The organism is uncultured Arthrobacter sp. (assembly GCF_964021775.1).
Taxonomy (GTDB): domain Bacteria; phylum Actinomycetota; class Actinomycetes; order Actinomycetales; family Micrococcaceae; genus Arthrobacter.
In genome coordinates this window covers 1-21,979 of sequence record NZ_CAXHZI010000030.1, presented here as the reverse complement: position 1 = coordinate 21,979, position 21,979 = coordinate 1, and the positions used below count along the sequence as shown (strand labels likewise).

At 69.5% G+C, this 21,979-nt stretch carries 19 protein-coding genes, 2 tRNA genes and 1 pseudogene; 17 read left to right on the top strand and 5 right to left on the bottom strand.

The window, feature by feature from the left end:
• The first annotated feature begins 31 nt into the window (after nucleotides 1-31).
• The 3 genes from ABIN76_RS16700 (at nucleotide 32) to trxA (ending at nucleotide 1,830) form a co-directional block, all read left to right on the top strand.
• A complete protein-coding gene (locus tag ABIN76_RS16700; protein WP_346960792.1) occupies nucleotides 32-760 on the top strand; it encodes a Type 1 glutamine amidotransferase-like domain-containing protein in 729 nt (242 codons plus the stop codon).
• Nucleotides 761-811: 51 nt separating this feature from the next.
• Nucleotides 812-1,357: an acyl-CoA thioesterase gene (locus tag ABIN76_RS16695; protein ID WP_346960791.1), complete on the top strand. Its 546-nt coding sequence runs from the start codon at nucleotides 812-814 to the stop codon at nucleotides 1,355-1,357.
• Between the two features lie 68 nt (nucleotides 1,358-1,425).
• Nucleotides 1,426-1,830, top strand: a complete 405-nt coding sequence (gene trxA, locus ABIN76_RS16690) for a thioredoxin (protein ID WP_346960790.1) — start codon at nucleotides 1,426-1,428, stop codon at nucleotides 1,828-1,830.
• Between the two features lie 163 nt (nucleotides 1,831-1,993).
• Here trxA and ABIN76_RS16685 read toward each other — a convergent pair whose 3' ends face one another.
• On the bottom strand, nucleotides 1,994-2,272 hold the full coding sequence (locus tag ABIN76_RS16685; RefSeq protein WP_346960789.1) for an antibiotic biosynthesis monooxygenase: 279 nt from the start codon (nucleotides 2,270-2,272) through the stop codon (nucleotides 1,994-1,996).
• Between the two features lie 112 nt (nucleotides 2,273-2,384).
• On the opposite strand from ABIN76_RS16685, the gene ABIN76_RS16680 reads away from it, so the two are divergent.
• Nucleotides 2,385-4,061, top strand: coding sequence for an AMP-binding protein (locus ABIN76_RS16680; RefSeq protein WP_346960788.1), 1,677 nt, complete (start codon nucleotides 2,385-2,387; stop codon nucleotides 4,059-4,061).
• Between the two features lie 171 nt (nucleotides 4,062-4,232).
• Here ABIN76_RS16680 and ABIN76_RS16675 read toward each other — a convergent pair whose 3' ends face one another.
• A complete protein-coding gene (locus ABIN76_RS16675; protein WP_346960787.1) occupies nucleotides 4,233-5,213 on the bottom strand; it encodes a 3-methyladenine DNA glycosylase in 981 nt (326 codons plus the stop codon).
• A 186-nt stretch (nucleotides 5,214-5,399) separates the two neighbouring features.
• Between ABIN76_RS16675 and ABIN76_RS16670 the strand changes: the two genes are divergently transcribed.
• Nucleotides 5,400-5,861 carry a VOC family protein gene (locus ABIN76_RS16670; RefSeq protein ID WP_346960786.1) on the top strand — a complete coding sequence of 154 codons (462 nt, stop codon included), beginning with the start codon at nucleotides 5,400-5,402 and terminating at the stop codon, nucleotides 5,859-5,861.
• Between the two features lie 7 nt (nucleotides 5,862-5,868).
• Here the strand turns inward: ABIN76_RS16670 and ABIN76_RS16665 are convergent, their stop codons facing one another.
• Nucleotides 5,869-7,056, bottom strand: coding sequence for an SLC13 family permease (locus ABIN76_RS16665; protein WP_346960785.1), 1,188 nt, complete (start codon nucleotides 7,054-7,056; stop codon nucleotides 5,869-5,871).
• Nucleotides 7,057-7,133: 77 nt separating this feature from the next.
• Between ABIN76_RS16665 and ABIN76_RS16660 the strand changes: the two genes are divergently transcribed.
• The 6 genes from ABIN76_RS16660 to ABIN76_RS16635 all read left to right on the top strand — a co-directional run bounded on the left by ABIN76_RS16660 (nucleotide 7,134) and on the right by ABIN76_RS16635 (nucleotide 14,037).
• Nucleotides 7,134-8,519, top strand: a complete 1,386-nt coding sequence (locus ABIN76_RS16660; protein ID WP_346960784.1) for a cystathionine beta-synthase — start codon at nucleotides 7,134-7,136, stop codon at nucleotides 8,517-8,519.
• A gap of 17 nt (nucleotides 8,520-8,536) precedes the next feature.
• Nucleotides 8,537-9,751 carry a cystathionine gamma-synthase gene (locus ABIN76_RS16655; protein WP_346960783.1) on the top strand — a complete coding sequence of 405 codons (1,215 nt, stop codon included), beginning with the start codon at nucleotides 8,537-8,539 and terminating at the stop codon, nucleotides 9,749-9,751.
• A 6-nt stretch (nucleotides 9,752-9,757) separates the two neighbouring features.
• Nucleotides 9,758-11,035, top strand: a complete 1,278-nt coding sequence (locus tag ABIN76_RS16650) for a glycosyltransferase 87 family protein (RefSeq protein WP_346960782.1) — start codon at nucleotides 9,758-9,760, stop codon at nucleotides 11,033-11,035.
• 242 nt (nucleotides 11,036-11,277) lie between these two features.
• Complete coding sequence (locus ABIN76_RS16645) at nucleotides 11,278-11,796, top strand: helix-turn-helix domain-containing protein (RefSeq protein WP_346960781.1); 519 nt, start codon at nucleotides 11,278-11,280, stop codon at nucleotides 11,794-11,796.
• Entirely contained in the window at nucleotides 11,793-13,205 is a 1,413-nt protein-coding gene (locus ABIN76_RS16640) for an MFS transporter (RefSeq protein WP_346960780.1), read from the top strand. The genes ABIN76_RS16645 and ABIN76_RS16640 overlap by 4 nt, the downstream gene beginning before the upstream one ends.
• A 22-nt stretch (nucleotides 13,206-13,227) precedes the next feature.
• Nucleotides 13,228-14,037, top strand: a complete 810-nt coding sequence (locus ABIN76_RS16635; protein WP_346960779.1) for an SDR family oxidoreductase — start codon at nucleotides 13,228-13,230, stop codon at nucleotides 14,035-14,037.
• Between the two features lie 175 nt (nucleotides 14,038-14,212).
• On the opposite strand, the gene ABIN76_RS16630 is transcribed toward ABIN76_RS16635, so the two are convergent.
• Nucleotides 14,213-15,400: an acyl-CoA dehydrogenase family protein gene (locus tag ABIN76_RS16630; protein ID WP_346960778.1), complete on the bottom strand. Its 1,188-nt coding sequence runs from the start codon at nucleotides 15,398-15,400 to the stop codon at nucleotides 14,213-14,215.
• Between the two features lie 205 nt (nucleotides 15,401-15,605).
• Between ABIN76_RS16630 and ABIN76_RS16625 the strand changes: the two genes are divergently transcribed.
• From ABIN76_RS16625 to ABIN76_RS16600, 6 genes are all read left to right on the top strand, one after another.
• Entirely contained in the window at nucleotides 15,606-16,259 is a 654-nt protein-coding gene (locus ABIN76_RS16625; protein ID WP_346960777.1) for an MOSC domain-containing protein, read from the top strand.
• Between the two features lie 394 nt (nucleotides 16,260-16,653).
• Nucleotides 16,654-18,699: a DEAD/DEAH box helicase gene (locus ABIN76_RS16620; protein WP_346960776.1), complete on the top strand. Its 2,046-nt coding sequence runs from the start codon at nucleotides 16,654-16,656 to the stop codon at nucleotides 18,697-18,699.
• Nucleotides 18,700-18,968: 269 nt separating this feature from the next.
• Nucleotides 18,969-19,040, top strand: a tRNA-Thr gene (locus ABIN76_RS16615).
• A 62-nt stretch (nucleotides 19,041-19,102) separates the two neighbouring features.
• Nucleotides 19,103-19,179 (top strand) — tRNA-Met (locus ABIN76_RS16610).
• A gap of 91 nt (nucleotides 19,180-19,270) precedes the next feature.
• Nucleotides 19,271-19,930 (top strand): SDR family oxidoreductase, encoded by a 660-nt coding sequence (locus ABIN76_RS16605; RefSeq protein WP_346960775.1) that lies wholly within the window; start codon nucleotides 19,271-19,273, stop codon nucleotides 19,928-19,930.
• A gap of 93 nt (nucleotides 19,931-20,023) precedes the next feature.
• A complete protein-coding gene (locus ABIN76_RS16600) occupies nucleotides 20,024-21,595 on the top strand; it encodes a Na+/H+ antiporter (protein ID WP_346960774.1) in 1,572 nt (523 codons plus the stop codon).
• A 51-nt stretch (nucleotides 21,596-21,646) separates the two neighbouring features.
• Here the strand turns inward: ABIN76_RS16600 and ABIN76_RS16595 are convergent.
• Nucleotides 21,647-21,979 (bottom strand): annotated as a pseudogene (locus tag ABIN76_RS16595) (hypothetical protein); the annotation flags it as partial.

The window sequence follows — 21,979 nt, the reverse complement described above, 5'->3', positions numbered from 1 at the left end:
GACCCGCAGCCGGGACGGTACCGTGATACCCATGAGCATCATCCTGGTGGGCGGTGGGCCCGATACTGTGACCACCCCGGTTGTGTTTGACCGGTTCGTCAAGGAGATCCGGAACCGCACCGGCGGAAGCCGGCCTGCCCGGATCGCCGTCGTGCTCTTTGACCGCGAAGGCAGTTCCGAGTACTTCCTCCCCGCCTATCTGGAGCCACTGCACAGCCGTACGCCCTGCCAACTGACGCCGGTCCTGCTGCGCGCCAACGAGCCGGCCGATCCGGCGGCGTTCGACGACGTCGATGCGATCGTCGTCGGCGGCGGCCCCACCCCGGACTACCTTGAAGGCCTCCGGGGCTCGGCGGCGGCGATCCGGGCGGCGGTCGCGGCCGGCGCCCCCTACCTGGGATTCTCCGCCGGGGCCATGATCGCGCCGCAGCGGGCCCTGGTGGGCGGCTACCGGATCCTGGGCGTCGAGGTGTGCTCGGAGGAGTGCTCGGAAGGCCTTGACGAGCTTGAGGTCCGCGACGGCCTGGGCCTGGTGCCGTTCGCCGTCGACGTCCATGCCGCCCAGGCCGGGACCCTGAGCCGCGCGGTTGCGGCGGTCGCGGAGGGCCTTGTGGACCGGGCGGTGGCGGTGGACGAGAACACCGCGCTGGTGCTGCGCCACGCGGACCTCGAGGACCTCGAGGTGATCGGCGCCGGGAACTGCTGGTCCGTCCGCGGCGCGGGCCGTAAGGCCACGGTCGCCGTCCTCTCCGCCAGCTGAGCCGGGCACCCGTCCTTGGCACCTTTGTTACTCGCGGGTAACGTAGTGCCCATGCATCTGCTGCTCCGCACCATCCTCCTGCTCATTAAGTCGGCCCGGCGCTCGCCGCTGGACATCTGGGACGCGTCCTCACTGCCGCTGCGGGTCCTGCCGACGGACATTGACATCGCCATGCATGTCAATAACGGCATGTACTTCTCTCTGATGGACCTGGGCCGGTTCGACCTGATGGCACGCAGCGGGACCTGGCAGGCCATGCGCCGGCGCGGCTGGACGCCCGTGGTGGCGGGGGAGACCATTGCCTTCCGCCGCTCCCTGCAGCTGTGGCAGCGCTACAGCATCGAGACCAAGGTCATCGGGCTGGATGAGAAGGCCATCTACTTCGAACAGCGCATGGTGGCCGACGGCGAAATCTACGCCCGGGCCCACATCGCCACCCGGCTGGTCGCCAAGGGCGGCCCGGTCAGCCAGGAGGAGATCATCCGCGAATTCGGGGCGCCGCCGGCTGACCTGGAGCTGCCCGAGTGGATCCACAACTGGCGCGAAACAAACGCGCTGCCGGGGGCCCGCCGGCCCGCCCCGCACGCCTGGGCCTAACCCGGCGGCGGATGTGCCAACAGCGAAACGCAGGGGACTTTCACGGGCGGCTCGCGTACCGTTGACCCATGGCTACCGTAGACATTACAGGTGAACAGTTCGCATCGACCGTCGAGGACAACGACATTGTCCTCGTAGATTTCTGGGCCGAATGGTGCGGCCCGTGCAAGCAGTTTGGCCCGACCTACTCGGCCGTTTCGGAGAAGCACCCGGACGTCGTTTTCTCCAAGGTGGACACCGAGGCGGAGCAGCAGCTCGCGGCCGAGGCCGGCATCACCTCGATCCCCACCCTGATGGCCTTCCGCGAAAAGGTGCTGGTGTTCTCCCAGCCGGGCGCGCTGAACGCCCAGCAGCTGGAACAGGTGGTCGACGCCGTCAAGGCCCTCGACATGGAGGAAGTCCACGCGCACGTGGCCCGCTCCCAGGCCGAAGCCGCAACCCAGCAGGACGGCAGCCAGATTCCGGACGTCTGAGCCGACTCCCAACAACTTAGAGCAACAACTTAGAGCAACAACTTAGAGCAACAACTTAGAGCAACGATTTAAATCAACGCGGGGTCATCCCGCGCCCATCCCTGACAGGGTTATGGGCGCGGAATGACCCCGCGTCGCTGTTGGGTGGGTGCGAGCGGCCGGACTAGAGCTTTTCCAGCTTGACCGGCTCGGCCAGCAGTGCGCTCAGGGACTCGTTCAGGTCCTGGACCGCCGTGCCCTTCGAGTGCTTGTCCAGGTCCTCCTGGGACGCCCACCGCTCGGTCAGCACCAGCTTGTCCTCGCTCGCCTCGGTCAGTTCATAGCGGATGCAGCCGGGCTCGTTGACTACCTCGTCGATCGCGATCTCGAGGGCAAGCTTCACGCGGAAGAACTCGCCCTCGTTGGGGATGAAAGTGGCTTGCAGGTCAATGGGTTCGCTCATGGCCTTTACCCTACCGGGCGGCCGCGCCGGCGCCCGGAGATGGCCGGAAGATTTCCTAGGACTTCCACGCTTTACCCTTCTCTTGCCGCCGGGCTGTTGGTAGCGTCACACCATGCTTGCGTACACAGCCGGGGACACTGACGTCCCGCTGATCGAAGAAACCATCGGCGACCACTTTGAGCGGATCGTTGCCCGGTTCCCGTTCCACGATGCACTGATTGAGGCCGCGGCGGTTCCGGGAGGGGAGGCCCGGCGGTGGAGCTACACCAAGATGAACGACGACGTCGACCGGCTGGCCCGCGCGCTGCTCGCGCTCGGCGTCGCCACCGGCGACCGGATCGGCATCTGGAGCCCGAACTGCGCAGAATGGACCATCCTGCAGTACGCCACGGCGAAGATCGGGGCGATCCTGGTCAACGTCAACCCGGCGTACCGCGGCCATGAACTGGAATTCGTCGTCAGGCAGAACGGCATGCGGATGCTGGTGGCGGCACCGTCGGACAAGAACAGCGATTACACCGGGATGGCCCGGCAGGCGCTTGCGGAATGTCCCGAGCTGCGCGAACTCGTGTTCCTGCCCGATGGAGGCCTGCCCGGCCTCGCCGCCGGCGTTCCGGAAAGCGAGGCGGAACAGACCTATGCGGAACTCCTCAGGCGGGCCGACGACGTCGCGCATTCAGGGCTGAAGGCGCGGATGGCCGAACTGGACCCGCACGACGCGATCAACCTGCAGTACACCTCCGGCACCACCGGTTTCCCCAAGGGCGCCACCCTGACGCACCGCAACCTGCTCAACAACGGCTACTCCATCGGCGAGCTGCTGGACTACACCGAGCACGACAGGGTGGTGCTGCCGGTGCCGTTCTACCACTGCTTCGGCATGGTGATCGGCAATCTGGCCGCCTTCAGCCACGGTGCCGCCACCATCATTCCGGGCCGCGGGTTCTCACCGGCCGCCGCGCTGGAGGCTGTGCAGGACTTCGGCGGGACATCGCTGTACGGCGTGCCGACCATGTTCATTGCCGAACTCGCCCTGCCGGACTTCGCCTCCTACGACCTGTCCACACTGCGCACCGGCGTTATGGCCGGCTCGCTGTGCCCCATCGAGGTCATGAACCGGGTGATCGCGGAGATGAACATGCGCGATGTTGCCATTTGCTACGGCATGACGGAGACCTCGCCGGTTTCCACCATGACCCGCAGCGTGGACACGATGGCCCAGCGCACGCAGACCGTAGGCCGGACCATGCCGCACCTGGAAAGCCAGGTGGTGGACCCGGTGACCGGAGGGGTCCTGCAGCGCGGCGAGATCGGCGAGCTGTGCACCCGCGGGTACTCGGTGATGCAGGGCTACTGGAACCAGCCGGACAAGACAGCGGAGGCGATCGACGCCGACGGCTGGATGCACACCGGCGACCTGGCGCGCATGGATACGGACGGCTATCTCGTGATCGAGGGGCGGATCAAGGACATGGTGATCCGCGGCGGCGAGAACGTCTACCCGCGCGAGATCGAGGAGTTCCTCTACACCCACCCGGACATTCAGGACGTTCAGGTGATCGGTGTCCCTGACGCCGCCTACGGCGAGGAACTGATGGCCTGCGTGATCCTCAAGCCCGGCGCCGGCATGCTGGACGCCGCCGGCCTGGCCGACTTCTGCCGGGGCAAGCTGGCGCACTATAAGATCCCGCGCTACGTGGACGTCCGGGAAAGCTTCCCCATGACGGTGTCCGGCAAGATCCGCAAGGTGGACATGCGCCAGGAGGCCGTGGCCCGGCTGGGACTGTAGACCGCGGCCGGAGGCGGCCCCACCGGGAGCGGTGTTTCGCGGCCGGGTGGTACCGTCCGGGGGGACTTTGGGGGCAATACGCGACGTCGGCGCTCCGGTTGGCGGCGTGTCCGCGCCAAAGTGCCCCCGGACTGCGGCCCGGCCCGGTTTCCGTGCAGCGCTGACGCGGGGTCAGTGACCGCGGTGGTCCTGGATGGTCATCCGCGGGCCGAAGACCGGCTTCCGGAATCCGCTGAGGCCGATCATCCGCACCACCCGCTGCCGGTGGCCGGCCCAGGGCGCCAGCAGCCGCAGCATCCCGGCGTCGTCCGTCCGCCGCCCGGTGAGGGCAGCGCCGACGTAAGCCGCCAGGTGGTAGTCGCCCACCGCGATCGAGTCCGGACAGCCGTGCGTGCGCTGCACCACCTCGGCCGCCGTCCAGATACCGATCCCGGGAAGGGTCTGCAGCTTCGCGGCGGCTTCGGCCGCCGGCAGCGCTGCCAGGCGTTCCAGTGCGACGGCGGAGCGCAGCGCCCGCATGACGGTGTCCGAGCGCTGCGGGCCGACCCCGGCCTTGTGCCATTCCCAGGACGGGATCCGCAGCCACTGCTCGGGGGTGGGCTGGACCAGGAGGTTGGCGGGGGCGACGGTGCCGGCGCCGGGGGCCGCGGTCCCGAACCGGTACACCAGGTAGCGGTAGCCGCGGCGCGCCTCGATCACCGTGACCTTCTGCTCGAGGACCGTGGGCACCAGCGCGTCGATCATCCGGCCGGTGGCTGGCAGCCGGACGGCGGGGTTCCGGCGCCGGGCGTCCACCACCATCCGCGGGAGCGTGGCGTGGAAGGCGGGTTCGTCGAAGGCCGACCAGTCGTCGTCGCGGCCCAGCAGGCGCGGCACGGCACCGATCGCCTCGGCTGCCCCGGGCCCCCAGGCGCGGGCCTCGATCCACGGCGCGCAGACCGGACCGGCGGGGGACAGGCGCAGTGAGGCAGGACCGGCCGGCGTCGTGAACGCCAGCCAGAAGCCGTCGGGGGTGACCCGGATGGAGGGATCGCCGTGGCCCCGGCGGAGCGGGCCGAGGGTCTGCATCAGGTCGTAGGGGCCGCCCGGGTGCCACCGGAGCGAGGCGTCCGCCGCGGCGGCGGTGCCGGCGGGGAGCTCTGCGGTTGTCACCCGAACATGTTCCCACGCGGGGCCGACGGCGGGCACATCCGGGCATATTCCGGACCGCCCTCGGTGGCGGGGCCCGCTGGACCCGATGGCCCTTATCCGGAGCCCCGCGCGGGACTAGACTCCGGCTGTGGCCCGGGTTGCCGTGCCGTCCCCGGGAGCGGATCCCTTGAAGGTCAGGAGAATGTGATGGCTGGTGGCGTGGTGCATTTCGAGCTTCCCGCGGACGACGAGGACCGCGCCCGGGAGTTCTACAGTGCGGTGTTCGGCTGGGGTTTCCAGGTCATGCCGGAGATGGAATACAGCCTGGCGCTGACCACCCCGCTGGACGAGCGGGGCCGGCCCGCGGTGTCCGGGTCCATCAACGGCGGCCTGTTCCGCCGCGGCGACCTCACGGCCCCGGTGGTGACGGTCGACGTCGACGACATCGACGAGGCGCTGGCGCAGATCGCGGCCCGGGGCGGTTCGGTCCACCGCGGCAAGATGGAAGTGCCAGGGTCCGGTTGGAATGTGTATTTCACGGATACCGAGGGCAACATCGTGGGGCTGTGGCAAAACGCCGCCCCGGCGGGCCCGGCCGCAGCCGGCGGGACCACCGGTGAGGCGGCCGGTGGCGCCGTTACAACTGCCGGGAACGACCTGGGGGCCTGACGCCGGATCAGTGCATGCCGCTGGTCAGCCAGAGAGCCACGACCGCCAGGGGGACCGTCAGGGCGACGGCGGCGACGCCCGCCAACGCGAAGCCGCCCCAGCGGATCTCGACGTTGAGGGCGCGCAGGCGTTCGTGCCAGAGCAGGGTCGCCAGCGAAGCCCAGGGCGTCACCAGCGGGCCGAGATTCACGCCGATCAGCAGGGCCGCAAGCCGCACCGGCGAGCCGCCCACCGGTTCCAGCGCGAGGTAGGCCGGCAGGTTGTTGACAGCGTTCGCCGCGCCCGTGCCCAGCGCGGCCAGCTGCAGCAGCGCCGGCAGGCTCTCCCCGGACCCGGCCACCCGGCCCAGGACGCCCGCCAGGCCGTTGGCGTGCAGAGCCTCCACGACCATGAACAGGCCGACCGTGAGCATCAGCGGCCGCCACGGAATCATGGACCAGCGCAAGGCGGAGCGGCGGCGCCACAGGAAGAGAACCAGGAGGACCACGGCGGCGGCCGCAGCCGGAAGATACACCGGGATCCCGGAGACCAGTGCCGGCAGCAGGAGCAGCATCACGCCGGCCGAGGCATAGAGCAGCACCCGGTCCCGCACCCGGTGGACCGGCTGCGGGCCGTAGCGGCCCCGCAGATCCTTCCGGAAGGCCAGCCACAGCAGCGCCAGCGGGACCAGGACCCCCACCAGCGCGGGCGCCCAGACCAGCGAGGCGAAGGCGGCGGGGCTGAGGCCCAGCCGGGACTGGGCCAGCAGGTTGGTCAGGTTGGACACGGGCAGCAGCAGCGACGCCGTGTTCGCGAGCCAGATGGTGGTCAGGGCGAAGGGCAGCGGCGGGATCCGGGCGTGGACCGCCAGCAGCACCACCACGGGAGTGACCAGCACCGCCGTCGTATCCAGCGACAGGAATAGGGTGGAGACGGTGGCCAGGGCGATCACCAGCAGCCAGAGCAGCAGCACGCTGCCCCGGCCCAGCGCGGCCAGGCGGTCCGTGACCGCCCGGAACAGTCCGGCGTCGTCCACCAGCTCGGTCACCAGGGACACCGCCACCACAAAGCCCAGCACGGGCACCGTACGCCCGGTGAGTTCCTCGAAGGCGGGCCACGGCAGCAGCCCGGTGCCCAGCGCCGCGCCCCCGGCCAGCAGCATGCCGCCGGGGACCAGGTAGCTCCTGAGCGTCTTCCACCAGGTCCGTCGTTTCACCGCCTAATCGTCGCACCCGCGCGGCGGCAGCGGCGACGCGACGTGCCCGCGGCCCCGCAGACGGTAACTTTGTACCTATGAAGTACGCCCAGTCCGTCCTGAACCTCATCGGCAACACGCCGCTCGTCAAGCTCAACCACGTGACCGACGGCATCGCCGCCACGGTCCTGGTGAAGCTGGAATACCTGAACCCCGGCGGGTCCATCAAGGACCGCATCGCCGCCAAGATGATCGAGGAGGCGGAGCGCAGCGGCAAGCTCCAGCCCGGCGGGACCATCGTGGAGCCCACCTCCGGCAACACCGGGGTGGGCCTGGCCCTCGTGGCGCAGCAGAAGGGCTACCGCTGCATCTTCGTGGTCCCGGACAAGGTCGGCGAGGACAAACGCGCCGTGCTGCAGGCCTACGGCGCCGAAGTGGTGGTGACGCCCACCGCCGTCGCCCCGGACAGCCCGCAAAGCTACTACGGTGTCTCGGACCGCCTGGTCACCGAAATCCCCGGCGCCTACAAGCCGGACCAGTTCTCCAACCCGGCCGCCCCGGCCAGCCACTACGAGTCCACCGGCCCGGAAATCTGGCGCGACACGGACGGCAGGATCACGCACTGCGTGATCGGCGCCGGCACCGGCGGCACCATCACCGGCACCGGCCGCTACCTCAAGGAAGTTTCCGCGGACCGGGCCGAGGCCGACGGCGGCGTGGTCAAGATCATCGGCGCCGACCCTGCCGGCTCGGTCTATTCCGGCGGCACCGGCCGGCCGTATTTCGTTGAAGGCGTCGGCGAGGACATGTGGCCGGCGAACTACGACAAGGCCGTGCCCGACGACGTGATCGCCGTCAGCGACGCCGACTCCTTCGCCATGACCCGCCGGCTGGCCCGGGAAGAAGGCCTGCTGGTGGGCGGTTCCTCCGGCATGGCCGTCGTCGCCGCGCTGCAGGCCGCCAAGGATTTGCCCGCCGACGCCGTCGTCGTCGTGATCCTGCCCGACTCCGGCCGCGGCTACCTGGCCAAGATCTTCAACGACCAGTGGATGCGCTCGTACGGCTTCCTGTCCGGCGGAGACGAGGCCTCCGTGGGTGAGGTGCTCAAGTCCAAGACCGGCGAACTGCCGGACCTGGTGCACATCCACCCGAATGAGTCCGTCCGTGACGTCATCAACATCATGAACGAGTACGGCGTCTCGCACATCCCGGTGCTGTCCCAGGAACCGCCGGTGGTGATGGGCGAGGTGCTCGGGGCCGTCGACGAACGCACCCTGACCGCCAAGCTCTTCCGCGGCGAGGCGAACCTCACCGACAAGATCTCCGAACACATGGAGGCACGGCTGCCGGTGATCGGTTCGCTCGAATCGATCTCGACGGCCCGCGAACTCCTCTCCGACACCGACACCCTGATGGTGACGTTCGTCGGCGCTCCGGTGGGGATCCTGACCCGCCACGACCTCCTCGCCTACCTCAGCAACTGACCAGTTCAAGGAGTCCCATGTCCCAGCCAGAAAGCTCTTCCGCGGCCCAGGCCGGCTTCAACACCCGCGCCGTGCACGCCGGCCAGGCCTTCGAGCCGCGCACCGGCGCCGTGGTGCCCCCGGTCCATTTCTCCTCCACCTACGCGCAGGACGGGATCGGCGGACTCCGCGCCGGCTATGAATACGGCCGCGGCACCAACCCCACCCGCGACGCCCTGCAGGAACAGCTCGCCGCGCTGGAGGGCGGCTCGCACGCGTTCTCCTTCAGCTCCGGCCTGGCCGCCGAGGACTCGATGATCCGCGCCCTCACCCGGCCCGGGGACCACATTGTGCTCGGCAACGACGCCTACGGCGGGACGTACCGGCTGATCAGCCGCGTCCTGGGCGAGTGGGGGATCGGCAACACCCCGGTGGACATGTCCAACCTTGACGCCGTCGCCAAGGCCGTCGCGGCCGGCGGCTCGAACGGCGGCGAGGCCGGCGGCAAGACCCAGCTGGTCTGGGTGGAGACGCCGTCGAACCCGATGATGAAAATCACCGACATCGCGGCCCTCGCCCAGGTGGCGCACGACGCCGGCGCCCTCCTCGTGGTGGACAACACCTTCGCCTCGCCCTACCTGCAGAACCCGCTGGCCCTGGGCGCCGACGTCGTGGTGCACTCCACCACCAAGTACATCGGCGGGCACTCCGACGTCGTCGGCGGCGCGATCATCGTCAACGACCCGGAGCTGGCCGAGAAGATCGGCTTCGTGCAGTTCGCCGTCGGCGCCGTGTCCGGGCCGATGGACGCTTTCCTCACCACCCGCGGACTCAAAACCCTCGGCGTGCGGATGGACCGGCACAGCGACAACGCCCAGGCCGTGGCCGAATGGCTGCTGCAGCGCCCCGAGGTGGAGGCCGTGCTGTACCCGGGCCTGCCCTCGCACCCGGGCCACGAGCTGGCGAAAAAGCAGATGAAGAAGTTCGGCGGGATGATTTCCGTGCAGTTCAAGGGCGGCGAGGCTGCGGCGCGCAAGGTCGCCGAGTCCACCTCGGTGTTCACCCTGGCCGAATCCCTGGGCGGCATCGAATCGCTGATGAACTACCCCTCCGAGATGACGCACGCCTCGGTCAAGGGCACCGAACTGGCGGTCCCCGAGAACCTGATCCGGCTCTCCTGCGGCATCGAGGACGTCGAGGACCTGATCGCGGACCTCGAGCAGGCGTTCGCGCGCATTGAGACGGGCAGCTAGCCTCCGGTGACCGTCACATCCCGGGCAACCGGCTCCACCACCCGCGGCTGGGTCGCGACGGCGGCCGGCGCGGCCGCCGTCGTCGCCGCCCTGGTGGTGCTGTACTCGGCCTACATCCCGCTGCTGAACGACTTCGAGGTCTACTTCTACGGCGGGAACCGCGTGCTGCAGACCGGCGAGGCCGGGGTCAACGAGCTCTACGCCCCGCGCGACGGGCTCCCGTTCACCTACCCGCCCTTCGCTGCGCTGATCTTCGCCGCTATGGCGACGCTGGGCCAGAGCGCCGGCGGCGTCGTTTTTATTGCCTCGGCGCTGCTCGGCGCTGCCGTTGTGTCCGCCTGGCTGACCCGGCACTACTTCGGGCTGGGCCGCTGGCGCGACGCGGCCGCGGACTGGCGGTTCCGGGCCGTGGCGCTGGCCGGCACCGCGGCGATCCTGCTGATGGGCCCGTGGCGGGACACCTTCGACTTCGGCCAGATCAACATCATCCTGATGGGCCTGATCCTGGCCGACTTTGCACTCTACGGAAAATCCCGGGCGGGGGAGTTCCGCTGGCCGGCGGGCCTGCTGATCGGACTGGCGGCCGGGATCAAGCTGACCCCGCTCGCCTTCGGCCTGTACTTCCTGGTCCGCCGCGACTTCAAGGCCCTCGGCTGGATGGCCGCGGGCTTCTTCGGGTCGATTGCGCTGGCCTGGGCCATGCTGCCCACGGCCTCGCTCACGTTCTGGACCAAGATCCTGCCGGACACCGGACGGATCGGCGGCCCGGGCTATGTGGACAACCTCTCGGTCAAGGGCCTGCTGCTGCACCTTGGACTGCCGGATTCGTCCCTGACGTCGGTGGTGTGGCTGGTGCTCTCGCTCGGTTTGGCCGCCGTGGCCGCGCTCGTGATCAAGTGGGCCGTCGACGCGGAAGAGAACTTCGTGGCCGTGTCCGCCACCGCCCTGCTGATGCTGCTGATCAGCCCGGTGTCCTGGTCCCACCACTGGGTCTGGATGGCCGTGGCGCTGCCCTGCATGGGCTTCGCCATCCACCGCGTGCCCTCGCGCAACGGCAGGATGCGGCTGGCGGGCTGGATCATCGTCGCCGCGTCCGCCGTGGCCTTCTACCTGAGCCCCAAGTACCTCGCGGTGATGGCCGGGGCGCACGAGTGGGGCAAGGACCCGAACACGCAGTGGCAGCTCACCGTCGCGAGCCTGGGCGTGGTCTGCGGGATCGCGATGCTGGTGTACTGGGCCCTGGCCTACCGGCCCTCCCGTGCCGGCCTCCGCCAGCACCTCTAGCCCCGGCCCCCGCCATGCGCGAACGGACACTTGCGGCCCTGGGTTCATGCGCGAACGGACACTTGCGGCCCTGTGTTTGTGCGCGAACGGACACTTGCGGCCCTGGGTTTGTGCGCGAACGGACACTTGCGGCCCTGGGTTTGCGCGCGAACGGACACTTGCGGCCCTGGGCCCGCGCGTCGAGGGGCCCCAAGTGTACGTTCGGTCTAGCTTTCTTGAAGAGAGTCAACTAGCCTGCCGATATGGCACTTCGCTCCGACTGGTCCCGGCGCAACTGCAGCATGGCCCGCGGCCTGGACATCCTTGGCGACCCCTGGGGCATGCTGGTCCTCCGCGAAGTCTTTTTCGGCAACGGGCGCTTCGAGGCCATGAAGGCCCGGCTCGGCGCGGCGGACTCGGTCCTCGCCAAACGGCTCGCAGCGCTCGTCGAGGCCGGCCTCCTCACCCGCCGGCCCTACGACGACGACGGCGGCCGCCGTCGCCAGGAGTACGTGCTCACCGCCAAAGGCGAAGACGCCCTGCCGGTGCTCAACGCCGTCGTGATCTGGTCCGAAAAGCACCTGGCCGCGCCGTCCGAACAGGCGCACATGTTTGTGGTCCACAGCGGCTGCGGGCAACGCACCACCTCGGCGGACAGCTGCACGGCCTGCGGCGAACGGCTCACGGCCGCAAACACCAGCTGGCACAGCCTCACCCGGACTTCCGACCCGGTTCCCCTTGCCACCGCTCCGGCCACCCGGCAGAACGGAACTGCGGCATGAGAGCGCCCCGGACCACCCCCGCCCGGCGCCCCTCAACGAGGCGCCGGATCCATCCGGCCTGGACCGTCGCCGTCGTCGCGTTCCTGGCACTGGTCGGCGCCGCCGGTTTCCGGGCCGCCCCGGGCGTGCTGATGGTGCCGCTGCAGAACGAGTTCGGCTGGTCCACCACAGTCCTCTCGGCCGCCGTCAGCATCAACCTGGTGCTGTTCGGCCTCACCGCCCCTTTCGCCGCGGCACTGATGGAGCGCTTCGGAATCCGTGCCGTGACATCCGTCGCGCTGGTGCTGATCGGGGCCGGCAGCGCCCTGACCGTACTGGTGAACCAGTCCTGGCAGATCCTGCTGACCTGGGGCCTGCTGATCGGCCTCGGCACCGGATCCATGGCGCTGGTCTTCGCCGCCACGGTCGCCAACACCTGGTTCGTGAAGAGCCGCGGACTGGTGATCGGCATCCTCACCGCAGGCAGCGCGGCCGGGCAACTGGTATTCCTGCCGTTCATCGCCGCCCTCGCGCAGAGCCCCGGCTGGCGGCAGGCCTCGCTGCTGATCGCCGCCGGCGCGCTGGCCGTGGTGCCACTGGTGCTCAAGTTCCTGAAGAACTCACCCGCCGACGCCGGCACGCTGCCCTATGGTGCCGACGCCGCCGACGACGCCGCCGACGACGCCGCCGCCGGGCAGGCGGACGGACGGGCGGACGCGACGGAGGCGGACGGCCCCGCCACGACAGCAGTGCAGGCCGCTGCCCCGGGCTCCCCGGCCGCGCCGGCCGCACCACGCCGCAATGCCGCCGTCCGGGCGCTGCAGGTGCTCAAGCGGGCCAGCAGGGTCCGGACCTTCTGGGCCCTTGTGGCGGGCTTCGCCATTTGCGGGGCCACGACCAACGGGCTGATCGGCACCCACTTCATCCCCTCCGCGCACGACCACGGCATGGCCGAGACCACCGCGGCCGGCCTGCTCGCCGTCGTCGGCATCTTCGACATCCTCGGGACCATCGCCTCCGGCTGGCTGACGGACCGGTTCAACCCGCGGATCCTGCTCGCCGTCTACTACCAGTTCCGGGGGATCGGACTGCTGGTGCTGCCGCTGCTGCTGAGCGCGGAAGTCCAGCCCAGCATGATCGTGTTCGTGGTCATTTACGGCCTGGACTGGGTGGCCACCGTCCCGCCCACCGCCGCGATCTGCCGCCAGGTGTTCGGCGCCGACGGCAGCGTGGTTTTCGGCTGGGTCTTCGCCGCGCACCAACTGGGCGCCGCCGCGGCAGCCCTGGCCGCCGGCGCCGTCCGCGACGCCACCGGACAGTACACCTACGCCTGGTTTGCCGCTGCGGCCATGTGCACGATCGCCGCCGTGATCAGCGCGACGATCCGCAAGGACACCGGAAACAAGGCCCCGGTCCCGGTTCCGGCCTAGGCCGGCAGCTAGGCTGGGCCCCATGGTTGTCACTGCGCCCGTGCCAGATTCCCCGGACTCACCGGCTGCCGCGGCCCCGCCGGTGCAGCGCAAGACGGCCCTGGTCACCGGCGTCGGGCGGCTCGCCGGCATTGGCGCCGGCATTGCGCGGAGGCTTGCTGCCGACGGCTGGGACCTGGTGCTCACCTACTGGCAGGATTACGACACCCGGATGCCCTGGGGCGTCCAGCCCGACGACGTCGAGCGGCTCACCGCAGAGCTGCAGGCAATCGGCGCGGCCGTGGTGGCCGTCCCTGCCGACTTCGAGGATCCGCAGGCCGTGGACCGGCTGATGGCCGCAGTGGCGGACGACGCCGGCACCCTGCAAGGACTCGTGCTCAGCCACGCCGAATCCGTTGACTCCGGCATCCTGGACACCACCCTGGAGAGCTTTGAGCGGCATTTCGCCGTCAACTCCCGCGCCAGCTGGCAGCTGGTTGCCGCGTTTGCCCGGCAGGTGCCGGCGGAGGGCGGCGCAATCGTGGCGCTGACCAGCGACCATACCGCGTTCAACCTGCCCTACGGCGCGTCCAAGGGGGCCCTGGACCGGATCGTGATTGCGGCTGCCCGGGAGCTCGGCCCGCTGGGGATCAGCGCCAACGTGCTCAACCCGGGCCCGGTGGACACCGGCTGGATGGACGCGCAGCTCCGCGAGGACCTGTCGCGCCAGCAGCCCGGCGGCCGGCTCGGCACGCCCGCGGACGTGGCCGGGACAGCGGCGTTCCTGCTCTCGCCCGAGGGCCGCTGGGTGTCCGGCCAGCTGGTCAAGGCCGACGGCGGCTTCTCCGCCTGAGCCCCGGGTGGCGCGTCTTCGGACCTGCCCGACGCAGAGGCCCGCGCGACACCCACCGAGTTGGCAGGTCGCGGCAATGTTTGCCGGAAACACTGCCGTGGAGTGTCATCTCGCGCCCGCGCCGCGCCGCGCAGGCACAGCCCGGGCCCGGCCGGCGTGGGCCCACCCGGGCGGCTTAGCGGAAGGCGGCCAGCCCGGTGATGTGCTGGCCCAGGACCAGGGTGTGCACCTCGTCGGTGCCCTCGTAGGTGCGAACCGACTCAAGGTTGGCGGCGTGCCGCAGCGGGGAATAGTCCAACGTGATCCCGTTCCCGCCCAGGATGGTGCGGGCCTCGCGGGCAATCGCGATCGCCTCGCGAACATTGTTCAGCTTGCCCAGCGAAATCTGTTCCGGCCGCAGCTTCCCGGCGTCCTTGAGCCGGCCCAGCTGCAGCGCCAGCAGGGTGCCTTTCTGGATCTCCAGCAGCATGTTCACCAGCTTCTCCTGGGTGAGCTGGTACCCGGCCAGCGGCTTGCCGAACTGCAGCCGCTGCTGCGAGTACCGCAGCGCCGCCTCGTAGGAGTCCCGGGCGGCGCCCATCGCGCCCCACGCGATTCCGTACCGTGCCTCGTTCAGGCAACTGAACGGTCCGCGCAGCCCGCGGGCGGCCGGAAGCTGCGCCTCCGGGCCCAGCCGGACGCCGTCGAAGCTGACGTCGCACTGGATCGAGGCGCGCATTGAGAGTTTCTGCCCGATCGGGGTGGCCGTGACCCCGGGGGTGCCGGCGGGGACCAGGAAGCCGCGTACGCCGTCGTCGGTCATGGCCCACACCACCAGTACGTCGGCCACGGAGGCGAGTCCGATCCAGCGCTTGGCGCCGTCCAGGATCCAGCCGGCGTCCTCGCCGGTCCCGTCCCGCCGGGCAAAGGTCTGCATCGCGGCCGGGTCCGAGCCGGCTGTCGGCTCGGTCAGGGCGAAGCAGCCGATCACTTCGCCCGCGGCCATCCGGGGGAGCCAGTGGAGTTTCTGCTTCTCCGAGCCCCACAGATGGATGGCGGTCATGGCGAGGGATCCCTGCACCGAGACGAAGGTGCGGATGCCGGAATCGCCCGCTTCGAGTTCCATCGCGGCCAGTCCGTATTCGACGGCGGAGCGGCCCGGGCAACCGTAGCCTTCCAGCTGCATGCCGAGCACCCCGAGCTCGCCCAGCTCCGCGGCCAGCTCAAGCGGGAAGACGCCGTCGTCGTACCACGCTGCGATGCCGGGCCGGATCCGCTGGCTGGTGAAATCGCGGACCTTTTCCCGGATTGCCAGCTCATCGGCGCTCAGCAGGGAATCGATCGCCAGGACATCGGATACGTCGGTTGCTCCAAGGCTGCTCATGGGAGCATCCTACGTTCCGCCCCGGCCGCGGGCCCGGCGTTCCCGCCCGGTTGTTCTCCTGGACCCGCCCGGATCCGGGCCGACCCGCCGGTGTCGCCGGGCTTACGGGGCCCGGGCGGAGTAACAACTGGGCGGGAGCGTCGCCGGGCCGCCGCCACCCCCGCCGCCCCCCGCCGCGACGGGGCCGCAGGCCTACACTGGTGCCATGAACACCGCATCCGTGCTTGCCGTCTGCCGGGTCCACCAGCTACTCGGCGACGAGGGACGGCTGGGCGTGACCGCCATTGACAAGCGCCCGGTGGACGGGCCGGTGAAGGTCCACCGGCTGGGCCTCCGTGGCGACGTCCAAGCCGACCGGATGGACCACGGCGGCGAGGACCAGGCGCTGTATGCCTATTCCCAGGCCGACGCGGACTACTGGGCCGCTGAACTCGGGCGTGATATTCCGCCGGGGTACTTCGGCGAGAACCTGCGGGTCGCCGGCCTCGATGCCACGAACGCGGTAATCGGCGAACGCTGGAAGATCGGGCTCGACGTCGAGGTGGAAGTCACCTCGCCCCGGCGGCCGTGCGGCACATTCCAGCGCCGGATGAACGAACCGCACTGGGTGAAACGGTTCACCGAGGCCGGCCGGGTGGGCGCGTACCTCCGGGTGGTCCGGCTCGGCAGCATCCAGGCGGGGGACCACATCCACCGGCTCTACGTTCCGGCGCACGGCGTGACAATCGGGAAATGGTTCTCCGATCCCACGGTCGAGGACATGGAGGCGCTGCGGGACGCCGACGCCGACGGCCTGATCCGGCTGCAGCCGGAGTACCACCAGGAGTTCGCGAAGCTGCAGTCCCGGCAGGGGGAGTAGCCCGCAGGGTCCGCCGGCGTGTGCGCAAGGTCACCGCCGCCGTCGGCCTCTGCATTACCACCTGCGCCGCCGCATGCCCTACACTTGAAATATCCCCCACTCCGGAAATCCCTTATTCCTGCCCAATTTTTGAGGCAGGACTGGCAAGTGTTGGGGCCCGCTACTGTGATGCGGGCATTTTCATAGGGAGAGCCGGCTAAAGAAAACGCTGTACAGACTGCTGGGATAGCAGCCAAGAGTTGCAGCGGGAAGTCCTGCCACGGGATTGCGAAAGCGCCGGACTTCTATGTGACCGGCCGGTCAATGTATGCCCGGCACCTTGTGTCACGTGTACTGCGGCTCCGCTCACCTCGGGTTGTGCCGCTTGGCCCCTATGGATGAGGAAGATTCCCCTATGCCCGAAAATCAAGACAACTCCGTCGACACCGAAAACACCCAGTCCGACGTCGAGATCACCGAAACGGCTGCCCCCGCAGCCGACGAAACGGCAGCCGGCGCCGCCGCTGAGAAGCCCGCCGACGCAGCCGGCGACGACGAAACCGGCCTCCGCTTCGTCGACCTCGGCATCGACGGCCGCGTCCTCGCCGCCCTGCAGGAGGTCGGCTACGAGAAGCCTTCCCCGATCCAGGCAGCCACCATCCCGGTGCTGCTCGAGGGCCGCGACGTCGTGGGCCTGGCCCAGACCGGCACCGGTAAGACTGCAGCCTTCGCAGTACCGGCGCTGACCCGCCTGGCCGAACTCCACGACCTGAACGGCCCGTCCCGCAAGACGCAGGCCCTGGTGCTGGCTCCGACCCGTGAGCTTGCGCTCCAGGTCGCCGAGGCTTTCACCTCCTACGCCAAGCACATTGACGACTTCACCGTCCTGCCGGTCTACGGCGGTTCCGCCTACGGCCCGCAGTTGGCCGGCCTGCGCCGCGGTGCCCAGGTTGTTGTCGGTACCCCCGGCCGTGTCATCGACCACATCGCCAAGGGTTCCCTTGACCTGTCCGAACTCCAGTACCTCGTGCTGGACGAGGCCGATGAGATGTTGCGGATGGGCTTCGCCGACGACGTGGAGCAGATCTTCCAGCAGACCCCCGAGGGCCGCCAGGTTGCACTGTTCTCCGCCACCATGCCGAGCCAGATCCGCCGCCTGTCCAAGCAGTACCTGAACAACCCGGCCGAAATCCAGGTCAAGTCCAAGACCACCACCGGCGCCAACACCCGTCAGCGATACCTGCAGGTCATGGGCCCGCACAAGCTCGATGCGCTGACCCGCATCCTCGAGGTCGAAGAGTTCGACGGCGTCATCGCGTTCGTCCGCACCAAAATGGCCACCGAGGACCTGGCCGACAAGCTGCGCGCCCGCGGTTTCCAAGCCGCCGCCATCAACGGCGACATCCCGCAGCAGCAGCGTGAGCGCACGGTCGAGGCCCTGAAGGAGGGCCGGATCGATATCCTCGTCGCCACCGACGTCGCCGCCCGCGGCCTGGACGTCGAGCGCATCAGCCACGTGATCAACTACGACATCCCGCACGACACCGAGTCCTACGTGCACCGCATCGGCCGCACCGGCCGCGCGGGCCGCTCCGGCGACGCCGTGCTGTTCATGACGCCGCGGGAAAAGTACCTGCTGCGTTCCATCGAGAAGGCCACCCGCCAGCCGGTGGAGCAGATGCACCTGCCCACCGCGGAGACGGTCAACACCCTGCGCCTGGGCAAGTTCGCGGAGAAGATCACCGAGACCCTCGAATCCGAGGACGTCGCGGCGTTCCGTGACCTGATCGCCTCCTATGAGGAGGAGCACAACGTTCCGGCCGCCGAGATCGCTGCCGCACTGGCCGTCATGGCGCAGGGCGGCCAGCCGCTCCTGGTCAAGGAACTGCCGGCCGCTCCGGAATTCCAGAAGCGTGAGCGCTCCAAGGACGGCTTCGGCTCCCGCGGCCCGACCCGCACCCTGACCGAGGGCAACGCCACCTACCGGATCGCCGTCGGACGCCGCCAGCGCGTTATGCCGGGCTCCATTGTGGGCGCCATTGCCAACGAGGGCGGCATTTCCTCGGCCCAGATCGGCGGCATCGACATCCGTTCGGACCACTCCCTGGTGGAGCTCCCGGCGGACCTGAGCCCCGATCAGCTGAAGGCCCTGTCCCGCACCCGGATCGGCGGCGAGCTGATCCACCTCGAGCTGGACAACGGCCGCAAGCCCTCCGGTGACCGTGGCGCCTACCAGGGCAGCCGTGGCGGCGACCGGGGCGAACGCGGCGGTTACTCCGGCGGCAGCGGCAACTTCAAGGGCAACGGCGGCTTCAAGCGCGAGTTCCGCAAGAACGACGGCGAGCGTTCCTCCGCTGACCGCGGCGGCCGCTCCTTCAGCGACCGGAACGAACGCAGTGTCGGCACCGACACCCGCAAGCCCCGCCACGAGGGCGGCTTCAAGCCCCGCAACAAGTGGTAACCACTAGTTCCTAGGCAGTACCCAGAACGGGCCGGCTCACCTGAGCCGGCCCGTTCGGCGTTAAAGCCCGGACCGTGCTCTGTTCCTGGAACAATTCGGACCCGTGAGTCGGCTTCGTCACATCCGGGGCGCGGGCCGGCCGGTATGTGCCCGCCGGGACGTGCTGAAGCCCCTGGGATCCCCGGAACCGCGCGGATTTCCGCGCCGGCACCGGGGCCGGCCCGCCGATTTGTTGGGAGCCGAATCTTCCGGTAGAGTATTTACTCGTTGCCCCCCTAGCTCAGTGGTAGAGCGCGTTCTTGGTAAGAACGAGGTCACCGGATCGATTCCGGTGGGGGGCTCTGGATGAGAGCCTGTGTCAAGGCGGTTTTTGACCGGCTTGACGCAGGTTTTTCTCATTCGTGGCGGTGTAGCTCAGTTGGTTAGAGCGCACGACTCATAATCGTGAGGTCGGGAGATCGAGCCTCCCCACCGCTACCAGACAAGACCCCGCAGGCCCGGCCTGCGGGGTCTTTTTTGTCTCAACCCAAACCCGGGTGCGGCGCCGGCGCACTTGGGACAGAATGGAACGATGACGCGAATCGCAATCATCGGCGGCCACGGCAAAGTGGCTTTGGAACTGTCCGGCATCCTCTCGAAGGACGGAGCGGACGTCACGTCCATCATCCGCAACCCTGACCACCGCGACGACGTAGCGGCCACCGGCGCCACCCCGCTGGTCCTGGACGTGGAGAAGTCGACGACGGCGGAACTCGCCGCGGCGCTGCAGGGCCACGACGCCGTGGTGTGGTCCGCCGGTGCGGGCGGCGGCAGCCCCGAACGCACCTACGCCGTGGACCGGGACGCTGCCATCCGTTCCATGGACGCGGCAGCCCAGGCCGGCGTCCGGCGCTACGTCATGGTCTCCTACCTGGGCGCCGGGCCGGACCACGGAGTCCCGGCGGACAACAGCTTCCACGCCTACGCCGAGGCCAAGGCCGCCGCGGACGCCTACCTGCGCGGCAGCGGCCTGGACTGGACCATCCTGGGCCCCGGATCCCTGACGGACGGACCCGGCAACGGGCTGCTCGACGTGGACCCCGCGGACACCTCGGACGGCACTGGCACCTCGCGGTCCAACGTGGCCCTAGTCGCCGCCGCGGTGCTGGGCATGCCCAAGACCGCCGGCCGGACCATCGAGTTCCGGGACGGGACGCTGCCGCTTGCCGCAGCCCTGGAAACGGTGAACTAGCACCGACGGAGCAGCGCCCCGATAGGGTGGAGGGGCGGCCGGCGCCTCAAGGACCGGCGTTGGGCCGCCGTAACCTGCGGGGAAAGTGAGCTCATGGACCAGTTGGCCCTCATCGTCGGACTTCTTCTCGCCACCGTGGTGGCGGTGGGCGTTGGGGACCGGCTCCGCCTGCCGTACCCGGTCCTGATGCTGATCCTGGCCGCTTCCCTGACCTTCATCCCGGGTTTTCCGGAGATTGCGGTCCCGCCGGAGCTGATCCTGCCCATCTTCCTGCCGCCGCTGCTCTTTGCGACCGCGCAGCGCAGCTCCTGGGCCGTCTTCCGGGTCCGCTGGCGCACGCTGCTGATGCTCGCCGTCGCGCTCGTGGTGGTCTCCACCGTCGTCGTCGCCGGGGCCGCCTGGTTGTTGATCCCGGGCATCGGGATTCCAGCGGCGATCGCCCTCGGCGCCATGGTGGCGCCGCCGGATCCGGTGGCGGTGGACTCCATCGCCGGGCGGGTCCACATGCCCCGGCGCCTCATCACGGTCCTGCAAAGCGAGGGCCTGTTCAACGACGCCGCCGCCATCGTCATCTTCCAGGCGGCCGTCGCGGCCTCCGTTTCCGGCACCAAATTAGGGCCCGACGTCGTCCTCCAGTTCGTCCTGGGAGCGGCGGTCGCCGTCGGGATCGGTATCGGCATGGGCTGGTTCACCAGCCTGATCACCCGGCTGGTGCAGTCGCTGGTGGCCCGCAGCGCCGTCACCCTGGTGGTCCCGTTTGCCGCCTACATCCTCGCCGAGGAGCTGCACGCTTCCGGCGTGATCGCCGTCGTCGTCACCGCGCTGGAAATCAAGCGGCATTCACGGCCGCAGGACGCCGCCGAACGGGTCACCCGGACGGCCTTCTGGGACGTGGTGGAACTGCTCGCCACCGGGCTGGCCTTCGGGCTGGTGGGACTGGAGATCCGGCAGGTCATCCGCGAGGAAGGCACCGCCGTCTTCGGCATGGCCGGGACCGCCGCCGTCGTCTGCGTGCTGGTGTTCGCCGTCCGCTTCGGCTGGCTGGCGATGATGTCCGGCCTGGCACGGAGCAACAAGAACACCCTGCGTCCCACCTCGGCCAAGGAGGTCCTGATCCTCTCCTGGTGCGGGATGCGCGGCCTGGCCACGCTAGCGCTGGCCCTGGCGCTGCCGGTCAGCCTGGCCGACGGCACTCCGTTCCCGGCCCGCAGCGAGCTGCTGGTGATCGCCTGCGCCGTGCTGCTTGCCACGCTGGTGCTGCCGGGCCTGACGCTGCCGTGGCTGATGCGGACCCTGAAGGCCTCGGAGGACGGCTCCGTGGAGCGCGACGCGGCCCGGCTGCTGGCTTCCCGGGCACAGCAGGCGGCCATCGCGGCGCTGAAAGACAACGAACTGATGAAGGAACTGCCCAAGGAAAAGGTGGCCCTGGTCAAGGAGAAGATGACCCGGCTGCATGCCGAGCTGCTGGACGGCAGCCTGCGGAACGAGAGCGTGAATGAGAAGCGCAGGCGGGGGCGGGAACTGGCCATTGCCGTGCAGACCATCGCCCTGGACGCGGCGCGGCAGGAGGTAGTGGCGGCCCGGAACGAACCCGACATGGACCCCGAAGTCGCCGACCGGGTGCTGCGCCAGCTGGATCTGCGCACCATGATCATGCCGGAGTGACGCCGGCCTGGCGGTTGGCTCCCGGTGGGGCCAACCGCCGCGGTAACCGGGCTAAGGGGTGACGACGCTGCCTCGCGCCGCAGACCACGTGATGGTCCCCTTTTGGAACCGCTGGCTGCAGGCGCCGTCGGCGCCGCAGACCTCGGGGGCAGCCGGGTATCCGAGTCGACCCCGTTCGTACCCGAGGCTGGCCCAGATGGCGCGGATGGCGCCGGTGGTGGCGAACGCGCCGACGCCCGGTGCCCAGTGGACGGAACCGCCCTGGAACATCTGGTAGCAGCCGCCGTTGATCAGGCCGCAGGCTTCCCTGCCGGACGGGTAGCCGAGTTTGCCGCGTTCGTAGCCCAGGCTGCCCCAGGTGGAGCGGATGCCGCCCCAGGTGGC